Origin of the sequence: Mycobacterium sp. (assembly GCF_035640695.1) — a bacterium.
In the GTDB taxonomy this organism is placed as follows: domain Bacteria; phylum Actinomycetota; class Actinomycetes; order Mycobacteriales; family Mycobacteriaceae; genus Mycobacterium.
Genome location: NZ_DASQVQ010000163.1, coordinates 1 through 17,927, shown reverse-complemented (window position 1 = coordinate 17,927; position 17,927 = coordinate 1). Strand labels below are relative to the sequence as shown.

At 65.8% G+C, this 17,927-nt stretch carries 19 protein-coding genes; 6 read left to right on the top strand and 13 right to left on the bottom strand.

The window, feature by feature from the left end:
* A partial coding sequence (locus VE759_RS19270) for an SDR family NAD(P)-dependent oxidoreductase (RefSeq protein ID WP_324935407.1) occupies nucleotides 1–621 on the top strand: 621 nt, incomplete at its 5' end.
* A gap of 54 nt (nucleotides 622–675) precedes the next feature.
* Nucleotides 676–987 carry a YciI family protein gene (locus VE759_RS19265; RefSeq protein ID WP_324935405.1) on the top strand — a complete coding sequence of 104 codons (312 nt, stop codon included), beginning with the start codon at nucleotides 676–678 and terminating at the stop codon, nucleotides 985–987.
* Between the two features lie 157 nt (nucleotides 988–1,144).
* On the opposite strand, the gene VE759_RS19260 is transcribed toward VE759_RS19265, so the two are convergent.
* The 5 genes from VE759_RS19260 to VE759_RS19240 all read right to left on the bottom strand — a co-directional run bounded on the left by VE759_RS19260 (nucleotide 1,145) and on the right by VE759_RS19240 (nucleotide 6,738).
* Nucleotides 1,145–2,140: a phospholipase C gene (locus VE759_RS19260; protein ID WP_324935403.1), complete on the bottom strand. Its 996-nt coding sequence runs from the start codon at nucleotides 2,138–2,140 to the stop codon at nucleotides 1,145–1,147.
* Nucleotides 2,141–2,274: 134 nt separating this feature from the next.
* On the bottom strand, nucleotides 2,275–4,218 hold the full coding sequence (locus VE759_RS19255) for a fumarylacetoacetate hydrolase family protein (RefSeq protein WP_324935401.1): 1,944 nt from the start codon (nucleotides 4,216–4,218) through the stop codon (nucleotides 2,275–2,277).
* 130 nt (nucleotides 4,219–4,348) lie between these two features.
* Nucleotides 4,349–4,915: an OsmC family protein gene (locus tag VE759_RS19250; protein ID WP_324935399.1), complete on the bottom strand. Its 567-nt coding sequence runs from the start codon at nucleotides 4,913–4,915 to the stop codon at nucleotides 4,349–4,351.
* A 162-nt stretch (nucleotides 4,916–5,077) separates the two neighbouring features.
* The gene (locus VE759_RS19245) at nucleotides 5,078–6,082 is read right to left on the bottom strand and encodes an AraC family transcriptional regulator (protein ID WP_324935411.1); all 1,005 of its coding nucleotides are present in this window, start codon (nucleotides 6,080–6,082) and stop codon (nucleotides 5,078–5,080) included.
* A 248-nt stretch (nucleotides 6,083–6,330) separates the two neighbouring features.
* Nucleotides 6,331–6,738 carry a MarR family winged helix-turn-helix transcriptional regulator gene (locus VE759_RS19240; protein ID WP_324935397.1) on the bottom strand — a complete coding sequence of 136 codons (408 nt, stop codon included), beginning with the start codon at nucleotides 6,736–6,738 and terminating at the stop codon, nucleotides 6,331–6,333.
* An 87-nt stretch (nucleotides 6,739–6,825) separates the two neighbouring features.
* On the opposite strand from VE759_RS19240, the gene VE759_RS19235 reads away from it, so the two are divergent.
* Complete coding sequence (locus VE759_RS19235; RefSeq protein WP_324935395.1) at nucleotides 6,826–7,911, top strand: aldo/keto reductase; 1,086 nt, start codon at nucleotides 6,826–6,828, stop codon at nucleotides 7,909–7,911.
* Here the strand turns inward: VE759_RS19235 and VE759_RS19230 are convergent.
* From VE759_RS19230 to VE759_RS19210, 5 genes are all read right to left on the bottom strand, one after another.
* On the bottom strand, nucleotides 7,850–8,452 hold the full coding sequence (locus VE759_RS19230; protein WP_324935393.1) for a YbhB/YbcL family Raf kinase inhibitor-like protein: 603 nt from the start codon (nucleotides 8,450–8,452) through the stop codon (nucleotides 7,850–7,852). The two genes, VE759_RS19235 and VE759_RS19230, sit on opposite strands and share 62 nt — an antisense overlap.
* 106 nt (nucleotides 8,453–8,558) lie before the next feature.
* Complete coding sequence (locus VE759_RS19225) at nucleotides 8,559–9,125, bottom strand: 3-isopropylmalate dehydratase (protein WP_324935391.1); 567 nt, start codon at nucleotides 9,123–9,125, stop codon at nucleotides 8,559–8,561.
* Nucleotides 9,122–10,372 (bottom strand): aconitase/3-isopropylmalate dehydratase large subunit family protein, encoded by a 1,251-nt coding sequence (locus tag VE759_RS19220; RefSeq protein ID WP_324935389.1) that lies wholly within the window; start codon nucleotides 10,370–10,372, stop codon nucleotides 9,122–9,124. The genes VE759_RS19225 and VE759_RS19220 overlap by 4 nt, the downstream gene beginning before the upstream one ends.
* A 1-nt stretch (nucleotide 10,373) precedes the next feature.
* Nucleotides 10,374–11,258, bottom strand: coding sequence for an isocitrate lyase/PEP mutase family protein (locus VE759_RS19215; protein ID WP_324935387.1), 885 nt, complete (start codon nucleotides 11,256–11,258; stop codon nucleotides 10,374–10,376).
* 106 nt (nucleotides 11,259–11,364) lie between these two features.
* Nucleotides 11,365–12,822, bottom strand: a complete 1,458-nt coding sequence (locus tag VE759_RS19210; RefSeq protein WP_324935384.1) for an MmgE/PrpD family protein — start codon at nucleotides 12,820–12,822, stop codon at nucleotides 11,365–11,367.
* A 70-nt stretch (nucleotides 12,823–12,892) separates the two neighbouring features.
* On the opposite strand from VE759_RS19210, the gene VE759_RS19205 reads away from it, so the two are divergent.
* Nucleotides 12,893–13,663 (top strand): IclR family transcriptional regulator, encoded by a 771-nt coding sequence (locus VE759_RS19205; RefSeq protein WP_324935382.1) that lies wholly within the window; start codon nucleotides 12,893–12,895, stop codon nucleotides 13,661–13,663.
* 134 nt (nucleotides 13,664–13,797) lie between these two features.
* Here the strand turns inward: VE759_RS19205 and VE759_RS19200 are convergent, their stop codons facing one another.
* Together VE759_RS19200 and VE759_RS19195 are read right to left on the bottom strand one after the other, a co-directional pair.
* Entirely contained in the window at nucleotides 13,798–14,271 is a 474-nt protein-coding gene (locus VE759_RS19200; protein ID WP_324935409.1) for a carboxymuconolactone decarboxylase family protein, read from the bottom strand.
* A gap of 169 nt (nucleotides 14,272–14,440) precedes the next feature.
* Nucleotides 14,441–15,328 (bottom strand): NAD-dependent epimerase/dehydratase family protein, encoded by an 888-nt coding sequence (locus VE759_RS19195; protein WP_324935380.1) that lies wholly within the window; start codon nucleotides 15,326–15,328, stop codon nucleotides 14,441–14,443.
* A 110-nt stretch (nucleotides 15,329–15,438) separates the two neighbouring features.
* Between VE759_RS19195 and VE759_RS19190 the strand changes: the two genes are divergently transcribed.
* Both VE759_RS19190 and VE759_RS19185 read left to right on the top strand, forming a co-directional pair.
* The gene (locus tag VE759_RS19190; RefSeq protein ID WP_324935378.1) at nucleotides 15,439–16,314 is read left to right on the top strand and encodes a LysR family transcriptional regulator; all 876 of its coding nucleotides are present in this window, start codon (nucleotides 15,439–15,441) and stop codon (nucleotides 16,312–16,314) included.
* 208 nt (nucleotides 16,315–16,522) lie between these two features.
* The gene (locus VE759_RS19185; protein ID WP_324935376.1) at nucleotides 16,523–17,347 is read left to right on the top strand and encodes an alpha/beta hydrolase; all 825 of its coding nucleotides are present in this window, start codon (nucleotides 16,523–16,525) and stop codon (nucleotides 17,345–17,347) included.
* 10 nt (nucleotides 17,348–17,357) lie between these two features.
* Here VE759_RS19185 and VE759_RS19180 read toward each other — a convergent pair whose 3' ends face one another.
* Nucleotides 17,358–17,537 (bottom strand): hypothetical protein, encoded by a 180-nt coding sequence (locus VE759_RS19180; RefSeq protein ID WP_324935374.1) that lies wholly within the window; start codon nucleotides 17,535–17,537, stop codon nucleotides 17,358–17,360.
* Between the last annotated feature and the right edge of the window lie 390 nt (nucleotides 17,538–17,927).

The window sequence follows — 17,927 nt, the reverse complement described above, 5'->3', positions numbered from 1 at the left end:
GAGCTGACCGATAAGGGCCACCGGGCGGTTGCCCTCCGCGCCGATGTGGCCGATGCGTCGCAGACTCACGACCTGGTCCAGCAGGTGGCGGCCCGGTTCGGCGGGCTAGACCTGTTGGCCAGCAACGCCGGCGTCGAGCATTTCGGCGCACTGGAGTCGATCACCGAGGGCGACTTCGAGCGGGTGTTTCGCATTAACGTGGCCGGACAGCTCTTTGCCACTCAAGCGGCCGCTGCGGCGATGACCGGCGGCGGGCGAATCCTGCTCACCGGCTCGATCAGCGCCCGCATCGCCGTCTACCGGCACAGCCTGTATGCCGCGAGCAAGGCGGCCGTTTCGGCTCTGGTGCTCAACCTTGCGCCCGAGTTGGCCGAGCGCGGCATCGCGATCAACGCGATCGCACCCGGGGGTACCGCCACCGACATGGCCGCCGAGGTCGGCGCTCTCTACACCCCGCCTGCGCTCCGCGATGTCCCCGCGGATGCGGTCGTCAAATCGATGAACGCGATCGGGCGGCTCGCCGAACCCGATGAAATCGCTGCCATCGCAGCGTTTTTGCTCTCGCCGAACGCTTCCTACCTCACCGGCGCCACCATCGATGCCTCCGGCGGGTGGATGTAGTTTCGCCGGCGGCGCCCACCCAACGGGCCCGGCCAGGACCGAACAGGACCAATCATGAGCTTCTATCTCATTCTTCGTCACCACCCGGCTCCCATCGATGACCACGCGCTTGTCGTCGAGCACCTGGCATGGATGCGCGCCCAGCACGAGAGCGGCACCGTTGTGATCTCCGGGCCCAGTTCCGACGGCGCGACCGGTATTTACGTAATGCGCGTTTCGTCGCACGAGGACGCGGCCGCGCTGGCCGCGACCGATCCGCTGGCCGGCGATGGGGTCCAACTCGACATCATTGATTGGGATGTCCATCAAATGCTGGGCATCGGCTCGTTTGAGCCGCCGAGCGTACGGCCTGGCGATGTTGATTGATGAGCTGACCGCCAGAACTGCCGCCAGAACTGCGGATGGGATCTCGGTCAGGCCACCGCGATTCCGGCCCGGCGGCCCGACGATCTCCTGGGACGCCAGGTCCGACCGGTCGTGTAAGACCGCGCCGATTGGACCCGCGGCGCTTTGCAGGTGGCAACTAACGGCCTGGAACGACGGGTGCTTGAGACAGGTCGAGGCAATCACTCATGCCGTTGGCGGCTGCGTCACGGTCTGTGAGCGGATCCAGGCCAAAGGTGGTCGCGCAGAACTTCACCAGACTGACATGTGAATTGAGCTGCTTGCTGATGTGGCCGGGTTTGGCGTACGGCCCTACCGCTAGACACGGGACACGTGACCCGTACCGGAACGGTTGACCATCGAACTTCTGGAATTCGTCGGCTGGGCGTTGCGCGTGGGTGTGGTCCCACGCTTCCACGACCGGCGGGTCGACGTGGTCATACCAGCCACCCCAGTCGTCCCAGGTGATAAAGATCGCTACCCGATCCCACAGACCGCCGTCGACGACGGCTTGAATCTGGTTGAGCGTCCACGTCATCCCCTCCGTGACGTTTTGTTTCGGGTGTTCGGACAAATCGGGTTTGCCGTCGCCGTACACCCATGAGACCGCGGGAAGCTTGCCGGCGCGCGCGTCCACAGCGAACTGGTCGCGACCATGGTTGTGGCTATGGGTGTGCAGGCCGTCAATGTAGGCGAAGGCGTAGCCACCGTAGTTGCCCCACGACAAACCGGCCTTTTCCAGCGAGACCGGCAGCGATGGCAACTGGTATCGGTCAGCCGGCGTGGGCCGGTAGTGGTGATGGGGATTGTTGATCACCGGCGAGTCGGCGCAGATCAGCATCAGATGGTTGGGAGTCGAGGGGCCGGCGACTTCGGAAAAGTAGTTGTCGCACAAGGTGAAACGCCGGGCAAGGTCGAAGTAGCCGGGGATGTCGGCCGCGGTGTATTGCACTCGGTGCGCGATGTCTGCGCCACGGTTCATCCACGCGTCGTGACGATGGTCGGGATCGTCGGGCGGCGGGTTCTGTGCTGGCTCCAGCTTCACCCCGTTCGCATCGGGGAACGTGCCGAAGTAGTTGTCGAAGGTATGGTTTTCCTTGACGATCATCACGACGTGCTCGATCTGCCCGGCCATCGCGCCGTGCACCTCTCTGCCGTTCGGTGGGTATTGGATCACCAGTTTCGTCCGCCCGCCGCGGCACCGGCAGTAGACGAGAAGTGAACATCCGCAGAACCAAGTCCGGGTGCGGTCACGCCGGGACCGGGCATTTACCAGTGGCCGTGCTTGGCGTCCCACTCCGCCTGCATGGTCAGCAAGCCGAGCGGGGGCACTTGTGGGGTGTCTGGATCGAGTTCGCGGTAGCGCTGATAGACGTTGACCACCACCCGTTCGGCGTCCAGCCAGGTCGCATACTCGCCAAGGTCGATGGTGTCGGCCGCCTCGGCGAACGAAAGCCCTTGGCGGTACGCGGCTTCGGCTTGCTCGGCGACGTGCACCAGATACCCGCGCACCGCGCGAATACCGTCGGGGTCGGTGATCGGGCCGTGGCCCGGGACCACCGTCGGCGCGTCCAGTGCGATCATCACGTCGCAGGCCGAGACCCAGTTCGCGATGGGTCCGGCCCACACGATCGGGGTGCAGCCGATGAACAACAAGTCACCCGCGAACAGCACGCCGGCGTCGGGCACGTGCACCACCGCGTCGGCCGCGGTGTGCGCTGGCCCGAGGTCGAGCAGATCCACCCGCCGGCCACCGACCTCGATTCGCAGCTCGCGGTCGAATGTGTGATCGGCGTTGCGCAGCGTGATGCCGCTGAAGTCGAAGGGCCCGAATCGTTCTCGCGCGTACCGGGTGCCCACCGGACCAAGGTCGGCGACTTGGGTCAGTGTCAACATTTCCGGCGCCATTCCGTGGGCGATTTCTTCGGCGGTGCCTTTCGCGGCGATGATGCGCACCGAGCTGTCGAGTAATTGGTTGCCGTGGGTGTGGTCGCCGTTGGAGTGAGTGATGATCGCGTCGGTGATGGGCGCATCGTCGACGATTGGTCGCATCGCGGCGAGCATGTCTCGGGTGAGGTGCAGGTCGAACAGGGTGTCGACGAGGAGGGACGCCCCCTGGCCGGCGACCAGGCCCGCATTGCTCCATCCGTATCCGCCGTCGGGAAGCGTCCACGCCCACACCCGGTCGCCAACGTTGTGCAGGCCGCGTAGGTACGGGATGCGTGCCGGTGCGCGGTTCACGCGCGCAGATTGGGGCTTGGCGTCCGGATTTAATCGCGCCGGCAGCGCATGGGGTCGGGGAGTGGCTCGAACAGTCTGGCGCGTCTCGCCCAATCCCTGGACCCGCAGGCTCACCGTGTCGCCGTCGTGTAGCCAGCCGACAAAGGACTGCGGCGCGGAGAGGTCGAGGTGCTCGAAGAGCGTGCAGGTGGGAACCGTGCCGGAGGCGATAACGTCGCCGGGACATAGCGTCACACCTCGCGAGGCGTAGGAGATGACCTCGGCGAAGCTCCAGTCCATGGCCGCGGTGGATCCGGATCCGATGACCTTCTCGTTGACCAGAGCCGTGACCTCCAGGCACAGCCGCCCGTCGCGACGCTGCGGCTCGAGCTCGTCGGGCGTCACGAGGTAGGGCCCCAGGGTGACCCCGCTGTCCTTGCCCTTCGCCTGTCCGATGCCCAGCTGGCCTTCCAGATTCTGCAGGTCGCGCGCCGACCAGTCGTTGAAGATGGTGTAGCCGATGATGGCCCGTTCTGCCTCTTCCACGGACAGATCCTTGCCACCCGTGCCGATGACGGCGGCGATCTCCAATTCGAAGTCCTGCCAGGCACTTCCGGGCGCCATCGGCGCATCGTCATAGGGCCCGAGGACGGTTGACGGGCACGCGAAGTAGAAAGCGGGTATCCGGTACCAGGCGTCTTTGATGATCCGCCCGCCGCCCATTGCCTGCTGGCAGTTTCGCATGTGCTCCAGAAAGCACAGGCTGTCGCGGATGCTCGGCGGTCGCGGTATCGGTGCCCGCAATCTGACCTGGTCGAGGCGCACCACCTCGGCGGGGTGCTCGAGCGCCTCCTCTGCGGCGGCGCGTAAGCCCGCCGCGCCGCGCGCAATCAAATCGATCAGCTCCATTCCGGCGGGCAACGAGTAAATTGCGTCATCTGTCACCACGCCGACCCGGTCACCTTGACCGGTCCGATACGTCGCCCACTTCACGACCGGTCACCGCCCGCCACGCTGCTTGTTGAGCGGGTTGGTTCCGGTAACGAGCGCCGTCTGATCGTGAGCAAAGTCATGATCCTCCCGTCGTAAGTGCATCAGTCATTTGTGCGTTAACCCTGCGGGCTCACGCCCGCTGTGCCGGCTCGGTGGGAATCTCTAGTGTTTGGCCGTTGAGGGTGTAGGTATGGGCGATCGGCAGTGGCGTTTGCACCACGGCCTCGGCGTAGCAGCTCTGCTGCGCCAAGCGCACGATGTGGGCGATCACCTGCGGCGGCTCCGGGGATTCGACCTCGAGGTGGATGCGAAACGCGTCGGCCCCGGACGTGTACGTGCCCTTCAGGATCGAACCGTCGGAGTGGATGTCGAGCTCAGCGTGACAGCGGCCGCCGGTGAGCTGCTTTTTGAGCTGCCTGGCGGTGCGCTGCAGCTGCGTCAGTAGGCAGAACGCCACCCCGGCCGCAAGATAGGTCAGCGGTTGCGGATGCTCGTCGGTGCCGCCGAGATACCCGGGTTCGTCGGCGAAGAATTCGAAGTGGCGGTAACGTGCCACCTTCTTTTGCCCGTCGAGATCGAGAATCTCCGCGTCGACGGGGATCGTGATGATCTTGCCGAGCCACTTGCTGGGCATTTCATCCGAACGGGTGACGTCGGGCACGTGGAACGGTTGTTCGGTGAGGTTCTGTTCGGTCATCGTGGTTCTTCCTTACTAACGGCGAACTGTCGCATGGCCCCACGATGCCCGCCGAAACCCGTCCACGTCTTGACAGCAGAGGACGACTTCTCGACATTAGAAGACGTTGACCGGGCCGCGATTTCATCGCATTGGTGCCGCGTCGTTGTGGCCATCCGGCGCTTACCCGCGGCGCAGCCCGTCGCGCAGGGCGAGGGGGCTCGACCCGAACCAGCGGCGACATGATCGGGTGAGCACGCTCTGCTCGGCGTAGCCGAGTTCGCGGGCGAGGTGGGTCAGCGTCATGTCGGTGTCGCGCAGGTAGCGTCGCGCCATGTCTTGGCGAACCGCGTCGACCAGTGCCGCAAACGTCGTCCCTTCCTTGGCGAGACGCCGCTGCAACGCCTTGGGGTGCAGTCGGAATTGGGCCGCGATCACCTCCAGGGTCGCCGCTCCCGTGGGCAGCAGTTGGCGGATCAGATCGCGCACCGGGCGGCCCATCCCCGCATCGCGCCGGTCGGTGATGGTGTTCAGGTACTGCACCACCGCGCGATGCGCCAACTCGTCGCGGGCAAGTGGGCGTTCGAGGTCAGCGGTACGAAGCGTGAAGCCGGCCGCAGGCTGGGCGAATCGAGCAGGGCAGCCGAAATACTCCACATAGTCCGCCCGTCGTGTCAGCGGCTCGTGCGGCAAGTGCACCCGCACCGGGTGATACCCCGACCCGAGCAGGAAGCGAATGACGCGCAACGAGACGCCCAGCCCGAGCTCGGTCACCTGCCGATGAGCGGGTGGCTGCTCGATCATGATGGATACGTCGAAAAACGAAAGTCCTTGCTCGGGTGATGGCAGCATCCGGGCGCCGACAGCGGGACTGTATGCGGCCATGTACTGCTCGACGATGCCGAACGCATCGGCGACGGTGCCAGACGTCCGCGCGGCGACACCGACCGGCCCCAGAATCTCGATTCCGTGTCGGCGGCCGAGTCGACGACCGAAGTCCGGCGTCTCGGTGGTGTCCGCGGCGGATTCGACGGCGTGAATCAGGCCGAGATAGGTCACGAACGCGTCGAAACGGCCGACGTCGGCGAGCTTGATCCCGGCGGCGCGCAGCAACTGCTCCGGGTCGCCTCCCAGCTCTTTGACCAAAGCCGGGTAGGCGGATAGGGCGCTGCCGCGGATCACAGAGATGTCTTCCACAGTCAACAAGTCGTCCTCTGCTGTCAAGATCGGGGGGACTTCGGCGCGCATGCGACTTCGTGGTGGTCTGCGCCGGCACACTCTGCGACCCCCACCCACCTGCGATCCGTACCGCCGGTCATCCATCCGCCGCCGTGGAAGTACACACCGGTACCAAGGGTTAGCGTTGCGCTTCGGGGACAACGCGTTTCGGCGGCATCGCGGTCAAGGGCACAACGGTGTTCCCGCGCTGACGGCTGTCACACAATTTGTTCGAGCAGTTTCTTGAGCTCCGTTTGTTGTGCGATGGTCAGGCGTTCAAGGCGCTTATTGAATGCGTTCGATAGCAGCGCCAGACCCTCCTTGGTGGCTTGACGCCCGGCCGGGGTGAGCAAGAGGCGATGGCGCCGCAGATCGGCGGTATCGATCTCGCGGCGCACGAATCCCGCGGCCTCAAGCCGTTTCAGGTAAACAGTCACAGTCGCCTTGGGCATGCTCAACGTCACAGCTAACTCGGCAGGGTAGGGATGCTCATCGACCTCCGCGAGCAGGAACAGCTCCTTGGAGTCGAGCCCCAACGCGGTGATGTCGGCCTCGACGCACGAGACCACCGACAGCAGCACCCGGTAATTCAGCGACCAGACCGTGGCCGCATCAACCGCAGACATCGACGTTGCCAGCCGGGTAGTTCAGAGTTAGACTAGTTCAAAAGTAGACGACCTCATAGTTGAACAATCTACCAGAAAGCGACGACCATGCCTTTGGATCACTATGTGACACTCGGCCGATCCGGTTTACGCGTCAGCCCGCTGTGCCTGGGGGCGATGACGTTCGGCGAAGACCTCGGTTGGGGTTCCAGTGTGGAAGAGTCCCAACAGATTATCGACCGATTCGTCGGCCTCGGTGGAAACTTCATCGACACCGCCAACTTCTACACAATGAGCCACTCCGAGAAGATCATCGGCGACCACATCGGACGCCACCCCGCCCGCCGCGATCGCTTGGTGATCGCCACCAAATTCAGCGGCAACCTGTATCCGGGTGACCCCAACGGCGGCGGCTCCGGCCGCAAAGCGCTGATCAATGCCTGCGAGAACTCGTTGCGGCGCCTGCAAACCGACTACATCGACCTGTACTGGTTGCACGTCTGGGATGCGAACACCCCCATCGAGGAGACGATGGCCGGACTCGACGACCTCGTTCGGGCCGGGAAAGTGCGCTACCTCGGCGTCTCGGACACCCCAGCGTGGAAGATCGTTCAAGCTAACCTCATCGCCGGTTTCCGCGGATGGTCGGCATTCATCGGGCTGCAGGTCGAGTACTCGCTGCTCGAACGCACCATAGAACAAGAACTGGTTCCCATGGCCGGCGAATTCGGCCTCGGGATCACACCATGGTCACCCCTCAAAAGCGGGGCGCTCAGCGGCAAGTACACCCGACGCAATAATGGCCAGCACAAGACGGATCGCGGCGTCCTCCTCGATGGCTTCCTCAACGAGAAGACCTATGAGGTCGTCGACGAACTCGAGATCATCGCCAAAGCGCACGAGACTACGGTCGCCAGCGTGGCGCTGGCCTGGGTCCAGGCACAACCGGCCGTGACGTCAATCATCATTGGGGCGCGGCGACTCTCGCAGCTCGACGACAACGTCCGCGCCGTCGATGTGAACCTCACCACCGAGGAACTGGCCCGGCTCAGCGCGCTAACAGAACCAACTTTCGGGTTCCCCCAGAGCATGCTGACAAACGTCCCGGGCATCATCAATGGCGGAACAACGGTCAACGGTGTCTCCGGCCCAATCCACGACTACGTGATGCCCGAAGGCAGCCAGCCCTACTGAAGCCCCGCTCGTGGGTGCCGGTGAGGACGCCGCGGGCAGTGACACTGTTGTGCATTGCGCTGAGGAGGTTGTCTCTGGTTGTTACGTCGTTGGGCACAGGCTTGTTCATTGCGAAAAGGTGGAAGCGGTAGTGATGCGCGCCGTGACCGGGGATCGGACGTGGGCCTGAATATCCGCGTCCGAGCGGTGTTTTGATGAAACGCATCCCCGGGGTGCCCGGTTGCAGGGCACCTTCGTCGATGTGGTCGACGTCTGCGGGGAGTACCGCGATGGTGTGCATCAGCGGACGCGGCAACGGCACGTCGTCGTCTTCGATGATCAGCACCAGGGCGGCGGTGTTCTCGGGAGTGCCGCTCCAGCGCAACGCCGGTGAGACGTTGTCGCCAACGCCTTTTCCAGCATGCTTGGTGGGTATGGCGCTGCCATCGCTGAAAGCGGGGCTGGTCACGTCAATGGGCAACTCCGGTGTCAGAGCGGCCAGTCGGCTGCGGTGGTCGCCGGCTCTGACTGGGCGCAGAACCTTTCCGATGAGCTCGATCACCGCTATGGGCTCCTTTGATCGGATCGGCGCCCCCGGCGCGACAGTTCAAGATGTAGGCGGGCCTGTTGAATGGGCTGCGGCGGCCGGAGCAGAGGAGCGGGGGTCCTCATACGCTGCTGCCCAGTGCTGCCGCAGCTACCGTCGGCGAGCGCAGCTGCTCGGCGAGTTCGGCGGGTAGGTAACCCTGTTCGGCAAGTCGGGGTAGTACGCCGCCGCTGGCGAGGATGTCGAGGATGAGGCCTGGCAGCACGGGGACGGTGCCGGAAACACCGGTGGTGTCGTTGCTCCATTCGCCGGCACGCAGGTCGAAGGTCCCGATATCGCCGTCGGAGAATGCGCCGGTGACGTCCGGGACGGTCATGGCCGGCAGGCCGGCGTTGATGGCGTTGCGGAAGAACAGGGAGTTGAACTCTTCGGCCACCAAGGCCGCGATACCGAGTTGGTTGAAGAGCACGGCGACGGGGCGCGAGGACCCCAGCCCGAAGTTCTTGCCCGCGATCACGATGTCGCCGGCCGTGATCTGGTTGGTCCAGCCCGGGCGCACTTCGTAAAAGATCATCTTTGCCGCTTCGGGGAGTTCGAGCTTCATAGCGTCGGATGGGTACATTGCGTCGGTGTTCAGGCTGTCACCGAAGACCCAGACGCGACCCGTTACCTTCAGGTTCGTGCTCATCGGTCCACCGCCTCCCTGGCGTCGGCGATGTGTCCGGCCACGGCCGAGGCGGCGACCGTGGCGGGAGAGGCCATGTAGATTTCGGCCTCGGTCGAGCCCATCCGGCCGGTGAAGTTTCGGGTGCTCGAGGTCAGGCAGACCTCGCCGGGCCCAACGACTCCCATGTGATAGCCGAAGCACGCGCCGCATGTGGAGTTGGTGACCACGGCGCCGGCGTCGGCGATGTCCTGCAGGTATCCCAGCCGCATCGCGTCGCGGTATACCTGCTGGCTGGCCGGGGTGACGATCAGGCGGACGCCGGGTGCGACCTGCCGGCCGCGAAGGACCTCAGCGGCGATGCGCAGGTCATCCAGCTGGCCGTTGGCGCAGGAGCCGATGAAGGCTTGGTCGATCTTGCGGGGCTCGATGTCGCTGACGGGAAGTCCGTTGCGGGAGACGGTGCCGGGCCGGGCGACATAAGGCACGAGGATGGAGAGGTTTATCTCGTGCACCGCGGCGTAGGCCGCGTCGGGGTCGGCGTGTGTCGGCTCGTAGCCGCTGCTCCCGAGCGTCTGGAAGTGTTCGGCGAGGACGTCATCGTAGGCGAAGGTGGAGAAGTCGGCCGACACCTCGGCCGCCTGGGTGGCGATGGTGCGCCGATCGTTCAGCGGGATGGACGCGAGCCCGGGGCCGCCGTACTCCAGGTTGGAATTGGTGGCGTCGCCGTATTCGTTGGCGATGTGCAGGAAGACGTCTTTGCCGCTCACCCCGATCGGCAGCGCCCCGGTCAGCTCGTAGCGGATGGTGGGCGCGGCCTGGAACCACGTGCGGCCGGTGCACAGGATCGAGTAGACCTCGGCTGGGCCGAGGCCGCGGGCCGCAGCGTTGTAGGCGCCCGCGGCGCAGGTATGGCTGTCGGTACAGGCAAGGATCTCCCCCGGCCGGGCCAGCCCGTTCTCGGCGATGACCTGGTGACAGATGCCGTGGCGGCCGACGTCGTAGAAGTGCTCGATGCCGAATTCGGTGGCGAACTGGCGGGCTTTGGGGCCGCCCGCGGCGTCCTTGATGGTGGGCGCTGGGACGGCGTGATCCATCACGATCGCGACCTTGGCGGGATCGTTGATCTTGAGTGGCTGCAGCCACATCGTGGCGAACTGCAAGTCGATCAGAACGGTCATGTCCACATCGACCGTGACAGTGTCACCGGCGTGCACCTGCGGAATGCCAGCCTTGCGGGCCAGGATCCGCTCGATCATCGTCATACCCACGTCAGGCCTCCTTTCCGATGGTGGCGGGCTGGTACTTCTGCCCGAGTGCGAACCATTCGGCCATGCCGACGAGGTCGAAGAACTCCTCCGGCTTGGTCGGTAGGAACTCCTCGACGCTGACGCCCCGCAGCTGGCACAGGGCGGTGAGCGCCCCGAGCGCCGCGTGTCCGAGCACGGCGGAGGGGTGGATGGCGACCGCGAAACCGAGTTCTTGAAGCCGCTCGGCGGACTGCTCGGGGGTGAGACCGCCGATGACGAGGTTGAGCAGCAGCGGCGCGTTCACCTCGGCGGCGATCCGCTCAATCTCGTCGGCGCTCTGGGGGGCCTCGACGAACAGAACGTCGGCGCCCTCGGCGGCGTATAGGTTGGCGCGCCGTATCGCCTCGTCCAGGCCGAGTGGGCCGCGCGCGTCGGTTCTCGCGATCAGCAGCATCCCCTCGTCGGTGCGTGCCTTCAGCGCAGCGCCGAGGGTGCGGACGAAGTCGTCGGCGCCGACCAGCTCCTTGTCGGGCAGGTGGCCGCACCGCTTGGGAAAGGCCTGGTCCTCGAGTTGAATCGCGGCCACGCCGGCATCCTCGTATTCGCGCACGGTGCGGATGACGTTGATCGGGGCGCCGTAGCCGGTGTCGGCGTCGGCCAGCAGTGGCACGTCGCCGAGCGCTCGCACGGCAACCCGGGCGCGTTCGACCATCTCGGTCTGGGTGACCAGCCCGATGTCGGGCAGGCCGAAGCCGGACGCGGCGACGCCGGCGCCGGTGAGGTACGCCGCAGTGTGGCCGGTGCGCTTGGCCAGTTGTGCGGAGAGGCCGTCGTATACGCCGGGGGCGACGATCAGCCGCCCGCGGTCGAGGAGTTCACGTAGCCGCACACGAGCCGTCGTGGTCATCGGTCCTCCTGGTTGTTGGCAGGACTGCTCAAAGGAGTGCGCAGCCGCCGTATCAGCGTGCAAGCCAGGGTGGCGGTGGGCCCGCTGGTGGTGCTGCCGGCGGTCATCAGTCCAGGGCCCGCCCGACAACACCGGCAAGAAGGTCCACGAGCGGCGCCACATCGCCCGCGTCGGGCAGATCCTGCACGGCACGCTCAATCGCGGCGGCACGGTTGGACGGCATGACGCGGGCGACAAGGCTGTGGAACTTGGCTACCACCTCGTCGTTGGTGACCGGGTCCAGCGGGTTGCCGTGCGGTGCGATCACTGACGCCGTCTGTTGGCTGCCGTCGCTGAACGTGAGCGTCAGATGCGTCTGGAACCGCTCGGTGAGCGGCAGCTCGTCGATGCCGCGGTCCAGCTCGACGCGAGTGCGGTCCAGCAGCTGCCACACGTCGTCGGCGTCGAGGCGTTCGGCGGTGAACTGCTCAGGCAGTGCGATGCCGTCGAGCAGGGTGACGGCCGCGGCGTAGCCGATGTTCATCTGCCCGGCGATTGCCGTCAGCGGCCGCTCTGGCGTCCACCAGCCGTGGTGGTAGACGACGTCGCCGACGCGAATGTCGATGCGGTCAATCGTGCGGCCGCCGAGGCGCTCGCGTAGCGTCCGCGCGACCTCAACCGCGCCGTGCAGGCCTCCCATCACTGCCCACGACTTCACCATGATGAAGGTGGTCTCCCAGTTCTCGCCAAGCCCGCGGGTGACCGCGCCGGCGTCGGGGTTGTGCCCCTCCCCGTACACCGCCAGGAAGCCGCCGTAGGGGCGCTCCAGAACCTGGTCGATGCCGGTATAGCCGGCGTGTGCGAGCGCGGCGGAATAGAAGCCGTTGCGTGCGGCGAATCCGTGCTGCATCCGCTTGCCCATCGCTTCGTACTGCGCGGACATGAGTCCCGCGGATTGCGTCGCTGCGAACCCGACCGCATCCTCAAGCTCAGCGCCGCCCAGACCGCGCAGCTTGCCGCATGCCAGCGCCGCGGCGATCCCGCCGAAGATCGGTCCGGAGTGCCAGCCGCGTGACAGCATCTCGGTGCCGCCCAGCGCGTATCCGATCCGGGGGCCGGTCTCAAAGCCGGCGATCGCCGCCAGCAGCAGCTCTTGACCGCTCACCGGACGGTCCATGTGGGCGGCTGTTGCGAGCAAGGACGGCACCAGCAGTGACGCCGAGTGCAGCGGTGCCAGCGGATGAAAGTCGTCGAGCTCGAAGCCTTGAATGAAGGTGCTGTTCACCAGCGCCGCTCCGGCGGGAGTCGTGGTGCGGCCGGTGCCAATTACTGGAACGGCGCCGCCTCCCTCGATGCCAAGCACAGCCCCGGCGGCCACTCGCGACCACGGCAGCTGCGCCCCGACCAGCGCGCATCCGATGCCGTCGAGCAACAGGTGTGTGGCGCGCTGCCGCACATGGTCGGGGATCTTGTCCCAGGCCAGCGCGTGCACCCAGGTCACCAGCCGACCGGTCGGGCCGTCGGGCGCGCTTGGGACGGTATCGCTCCGGCCCGACGCAGGGGTTTGGTCGATCGAAGCGTTCACACATCCCATTGGAGATAGCTTGTCGACTGCACACCACTTAACTTGCTGGATCAGCAAGTAGCATCGGTCTGTGGCGACCGCGGCGCTGCGCGGACTTCAGTTGCTGGAAGCGCTCGCAGGGATGCGCCAACCGGCCACTCTGCGGGATGTCGCCGACCGCGCCGGCCTCTCGGAGTCCTACGCCTTCCGGATCCTGCGGTCGCTCGAGCATGAGGGCTACCTCCACCACCTCGGACGATCCGGTTACCGACTGGCCAGCCGGTCGGTCGCCCTGGCAACCCTCATCGGTCCGCGACCCGCCATGCTGCGCTTGATGTATCCGGTCGTGGCCCGTCTGGCCACCGTCAGCGGTGAGGCCGCTGTCGTGCACCTGCGCGCCGGCCACTCGCGCGTGCTGGTACTCGGTGTGCCCGCGCCATCGGGGCCGATCCTCGACCCGGCAGGCGTTCTGGGGGAGCGGTCGCCGCTGGCGACCGGAGCCAGCGGCCGGATCATCCTCGCCTATCTTCCCGAGGCCGAGCTCGTCGGCATCGATCTCGACGGTGTCACGCCAGAACACGTCGCCGCGATCCGGGAGCGCGGCTACGAGATGTCTTACGGCGAGAACCATCCCGGCATCAACGGCATCTCCGTCCCGCTGCTTGCCGAAGCGGAGGATCCGGTGAACCCGCCAATAGCGCTCGGCTCCATGACCGTCGCCGGTCCTTCCGAACGCTTACCCCCGCAGGCCCTCGCCCGCCTGGTTGGCCCACTGCTGGGCGCCTGCCGTGACCTCAGCCCGCGTCTGGCCGCGCTCCTTGGCCCTAATCGAGGTGCCACGATCGAGGCCCTCGACCTCTAGATGCACGCTGACAAGCATGTCAAGCCGTCAGGCCACGGGAGTAATGATGCGCAAGCTGACGTATCGTGTTGTGACCCAAGTGTTTCGGCGACAATCTGGCGTGTACGGCAGAACTCCCATCCAACTCGAAGCTCCTATCCGAACTGGCCGACTTGGTAGTCGCCGGCGGGCTGGCGGATGATCACGTTCACGCGGTTGACGGTGTTCATGAAGGCAATGAGGCACACCAGGGCGGCGAGCTGGTCCTCGTCGTAATGCTTGGCGGCATTCGCCCAGGCATCGTCCGTGACACCACCGGCCGCGTCAGCGATGCGGGTGCCCTGTTCCGTAAGCTCCAGGGCCGCACGCTCGGCCTCGTTGAAAACCGTGGCCTCCCGCCACGCCGCGACCAGGTTGAGCCGTGTCGAGGTCTCCCCGGCGTGCGCGGCCTCCTTGGTGTGCATATCGGTGCAGACACCGCAGCCATTGATCTGACTGGCGCGCAGCGCCACCAGCTGCTGCGTCGCTGCCGGCAGCGTCGAGTCCGTGATCACCTTGCCCGCCGAGGTGATGTACTTCAGCATCTTGCCTGCGGTCGGGTTGTCGAAGAGGTTCAAGCGAGCATCCATGCTGCACTCCTTGTTGTTGGTGGTTCCACCTCTTAGACACAGCAGCTCGGCAATACGTGACAGGAACGAATGTGACATGCGCCTCCCCGTCTCGCGCCGCGGCCGGCTTCACGGGCGCGTCGGGCCACCGTTCCGGTGGCGTTGTCGCGGAAGTCCATTCGGCGCGGGATCATCGGCTCACTGTGGGTTCAATACGTGTGGTGAGTTCGGTCAGGATGTCGCGGTCGGCCGGCGCCCAATTCAGCTCGCGGCGTGCACGTGCGGCGGTCATGCGCTGGTCGAGGGCGAACGCGTCGGCTAGCGGACCGAATTCCTGCTGGGCCTGCTCCATTGTGATGGAGCTTGCGGTGCCGGGCCGACCCGCCGCGATGCTCACCGCCTCGGCGACCTGACGCATGGTCGGTGACTGGGTGTCGTCAACTCCGGCATAGACGCTGCCCGCGGGCGCTGCCAGCGCGGCGACGTAAAGCTCGGCGATGTCGTCGACATGAACCATGGCCCAACGGTTTTGGCCGCTACCGATGTAATGCGCCGATCCGGTGCGGGCGGGCTTGCCCAGGAAGGCCGCGATGAGTCCGCCGCCGTGGCCGTAGACCACTCCCGGCATCACCAGCACCGGGTGGCCACCCTGCGCGGCGCGTGCGAGCACTCGCTTCTCGTTGTCGGCTCGCCAGGCGGTCACCGGAGGCGGTGACTGCGGCGCGGTCTCGTCGACGATCTGATTGGTGTGGCCGTAGACCCAGACTCCGCCGGTGTGCACATACGGCCGAGAGCCGAGTCCGTCCTGGATCGCGGTGGCCGCGGCCAGGTCGACCGCTGCGGTGTCGGGCCCGTAGTCCTGGGCCAGGTGGATGGCAGCGTCGGCGTCTTCCGCCGCCGTGCGCAGCACCGCTACATCGGTCAAACCGCCTAGCGTCGGGACGGCGCCCAGGCGCTGGACTCGCCGCCCGGCGTCGTCGCTGCGCACCAACGCAACGACCTCATGCCCGTGCGCCCTCAGGGCCCGTATCGTGGCCTGCCCGACGTAGCCGGAACCACCGGTAACCAATACCTTCATCGCCCTTCTCCTTCTCGTCCTGAGCCAGCGTGCCGCCGACGAATCGCCTCGTCCAAGACCTGTTGCGTCGTCCCCGATACCCTGGAGGTATCGGCGATGTAGGAGGTGGCGTGGATCTGGACTTGCGCAAACTGCGCTACTTCGTCGCCGTGGCCGAAGAGCTGAACTTCAGACGCGCGGCTGAGCGGTTGCACCTCGCTCAACCGGTGTTGTCCCGGCAGATTCGCGCGCTGGAAAAGGAGTTACACGCCCAACTATTCACCCGCGATAGCACGGGCACGCAGTTGACCGAGGCGGGAAGTCACCTGTTGACCGATGCCACAGCGTTGCTCGCGCATGCTGAGGCTGCGCGGCGCCGGGTGGCTCAGGCAGCCCAGGGAATCATTACGTTCACAGTGGGATTCATGCCGGGACTGACGATAACGGAGCCGGTGCGCGCGCTGGGCGCCGCCCATCCCGACATCAGCGTCGAGGTGTTGCGGACCGACTGGACCAACCAGATCAGCGTATTGCACGACGGCCGCGCCGATATCGGGTATGTCCGGATGCCGGTCGACCTCACCGGGCTCCAGTCGTCGCCGTTGCTCACCGAGCCACGCGTTGCGGTGTTGCCGACCAGTCACCGCCTCGCCGGCAAGGAAAAGGTGAGCCTCGATGACCTTGCCGACGAGCATCTGCTGCAGCACCCCGAGGCCGTACCCGAATGGCAAGCCGTGGCAACCGAATTGCGTGACGGGCCGCGTGCGGCCTTCGTTGACGCGCGCAGCGTGGAGGAAAAGCTGGAACGTGTTGCCGCCGGCCGCGGCTTTAGCGTGCTGCCCGAATCGACGGCCACCTATTACCAGCGCCCGGATGTGGCTTGGATGCCGATCACCGATATCCCACCCAACGAAGTGCGACTTGCCTGGGTCTCCACGCGCCGCAATCCATTGATCGCCGAGTTCGTGCAGCTAGCCGAAAGCGCGATGACCCAGGCGGGTGGCTGAAGTCGCCGCCGACGAGCTCGGAGTTTCTCGGTCACGTCGTATTCGCGATGGCAAGCGCAGCCGCTCGAAGTCGACGACATTGTCCCCAGACACACCGATTGGTGAGCGGTGTTGTACCCACCGCCATAGACCGGCGCCGGTAGTTGTTCAACGATTGGAATCAACTCCGCGCATACATCAGCGGTAAGCAACCGAAAGAAGGCACCGTATGGGCACGATCACCACGGCCGACGGCACTGAGATCTTCTACAAAGACTGGGGCACAGGCCAACCCATCGTGTTCAGCCACGGTTGGCCGCTGTCGGCCGACGACTGGGACATCCAAATGCTGTTTTTTCTGCAACACGGCTACCGCGTTATCGCACACGACCGGCGCGGCCATGGCCGATCCACTCAGACCGGCGACGGCCACGACATGGATCACTACGCCGATGACCTGGCTGCGCTGACTGAGCATCTCGACTTGCATGACGCCGTCCACGTCGGCCACTCCACCGGGGGCGGTGAGGTCGTGCGGTACCTGGGACGCCACGGCGAAAGCCGCGTCGCCAAGGCGGTATTGATCAGCGCGGTGCCGCCGCTGATGGTGCAGACCCCTGCCAATCCGGGCGGCCTTCCCAAAGACGTATTCGACGGGTTCCAGGCTCAACTTGCGGCCAACCGGCCGAAGTTCTACCGCGACCTCGCGGCGGGGCCGTTCTACGGTTTCAACCGACCCGGCGTGGAACCCTCAGAGGCAATCATCGCCAACTGGTGGCGCCAGGGAATGATGGGCGGCGCGAAGGCCCACTACGACGGCATCGTCGCCTTCTCCCAGACCGACTTCACCGAAGACCTGAAGAAGATCACCATCCCGGTGCTGGTGATGCACGGCGACGACGACCAGATCGTTCCCTACGCGGACGCCGGACCATTGTCAGCGCAGCTTCTCAAGAACGGAATGCTGAAGACCTACAAGGGCTTCCCGCATGGGATGCCCACCACCCAGGCGGAGACGATCAACGCCGACCTGCTCGCCTTCCTCAGCTCCTGACCGGCGAAGCTCACCTGTCCTCGGCGCGGCAGACCCGGCGCACCAAATCCTGCCAACCCGCAGCGATGCGCTCCATCGGCAGGCTGGCGTCGCTGAGGTCGGCCGCCGACAGGTAAAGCAGCATCGGGCCCTCCAGAGCCGCGGTGAGCTGGACGACAAGCATGCCGAGATCGGCGTCGCCGAGACGCATCTGGCGCAGCAGCGCCCGGGTTCCCCGAAGCGGTGTCCCGGATTGCGTTCGAACCCTCTGGCCGCTGGCTGAGCTGCGACGGCGGCGACACGGTCGTGTGCTGGGATTTCTCCGGTTCCGGTCCCACCGGACGCCGAAGCGATGCTTGGTGAGGCGCGCCGCGCCGACTTACCGCGCTGGCCTGGGCAGATTCGGCCCTGCTGGATGACCGCCACCGGTGATCCGGTCAGCGCACTTGCGGTTAGCGGTGAGCGCATCGTCTCCGGTCACCGCTCGGGCGCCGTGCGCTGCTTCACCAGATCGGCACTCGCCTAGCGGGAGTCGACGTGGCTGGCGCGGCGTGCTATTGTGCGCCGAAATGACAATCGTTTTCACTAACTGTGCGGACGG

Excerpts from the sequence above, each read along its gene's own strand:
- VE759_RS19195 (WP_324935380.1), bottom strand. The coding sequence starts at position 15,328 with ATGAAGGTATTGGTTACCGGTGGTTCCGGCTACGTCGGGCAGGCCACG.
- VE759_RS19225 (WP_324935391.1), bottom strand. The coding sequence starts at position 9,125 with ATGAGCACGAACCTGAAGGTAACGGGTCGCGTCTGGGTCTTCGGTGAC.
- VE759_RS19250 (WP_324935399.1), bottom strand. The coding sequence starts at position 4,915 with ATGACCGAACAGAACCTCACCGAACAACCGTTCCACGTGCCCGACGTC.
- VE759_RS19215 (WP_324935387.1), bottom strand. The coding sequence starts at position 11,258 with ATGACCACGACGGCTCGTGTGCGGCTACGTGAACTCCTCGACCGCGGG.
- VE759_RS19200 (WP_324935409.1), bottom strand. The coding sequence starts at position 14,271 with ATGGATGCTCGCTTGAACCTCTTCGACAACCCGACCGCAGGCAAGATG.
- VE759_RS19180 (WP_324935374.1), bottom strand. The coding sequence starts at position 17,537 with ATGCGTCTCGGCGACGCCGATCTCGGCATGCTTGTCGTCCAGCTCACC.
- VE759_RS19240 (WP_324935397.1), bottom strand. The coding sequence starts at position 6,738 with ATGTCTGCGGTTGATGCGGCCACGGTCTGGTCGCTGAATTACCGGGTG.
- VE759_RS19235 (WP_324935395.1), top strand. The coding sequence starts at position 6,826 with ATGCCTTTGGATCACTATGTGACACTCGGCCGATCCGGTTTACGCGTC.
- VE759_RS19260 (WP_324935403.1), bottom strand. The coding sequence starts at position 2,140 with ATGGCCGGGCAGATCGAGCACGTCGTGATGATCGTCAAGGAAAACCAT.
- VE759_RS19185 (WP_324935376.1), top strand. The coding sequence starts at position 16,523 with ATGGGCACGATCACCACGGCCGACGGCACTGAGATCTTCTACAAAGAC.
- VE759_RS19265 (WP_324935405.1), top strand. The coding sequence starts at position 676 with ATGAGCTTCTATCTCATTCTTCGTCACCACCCGGCTCCCATCGATGAC.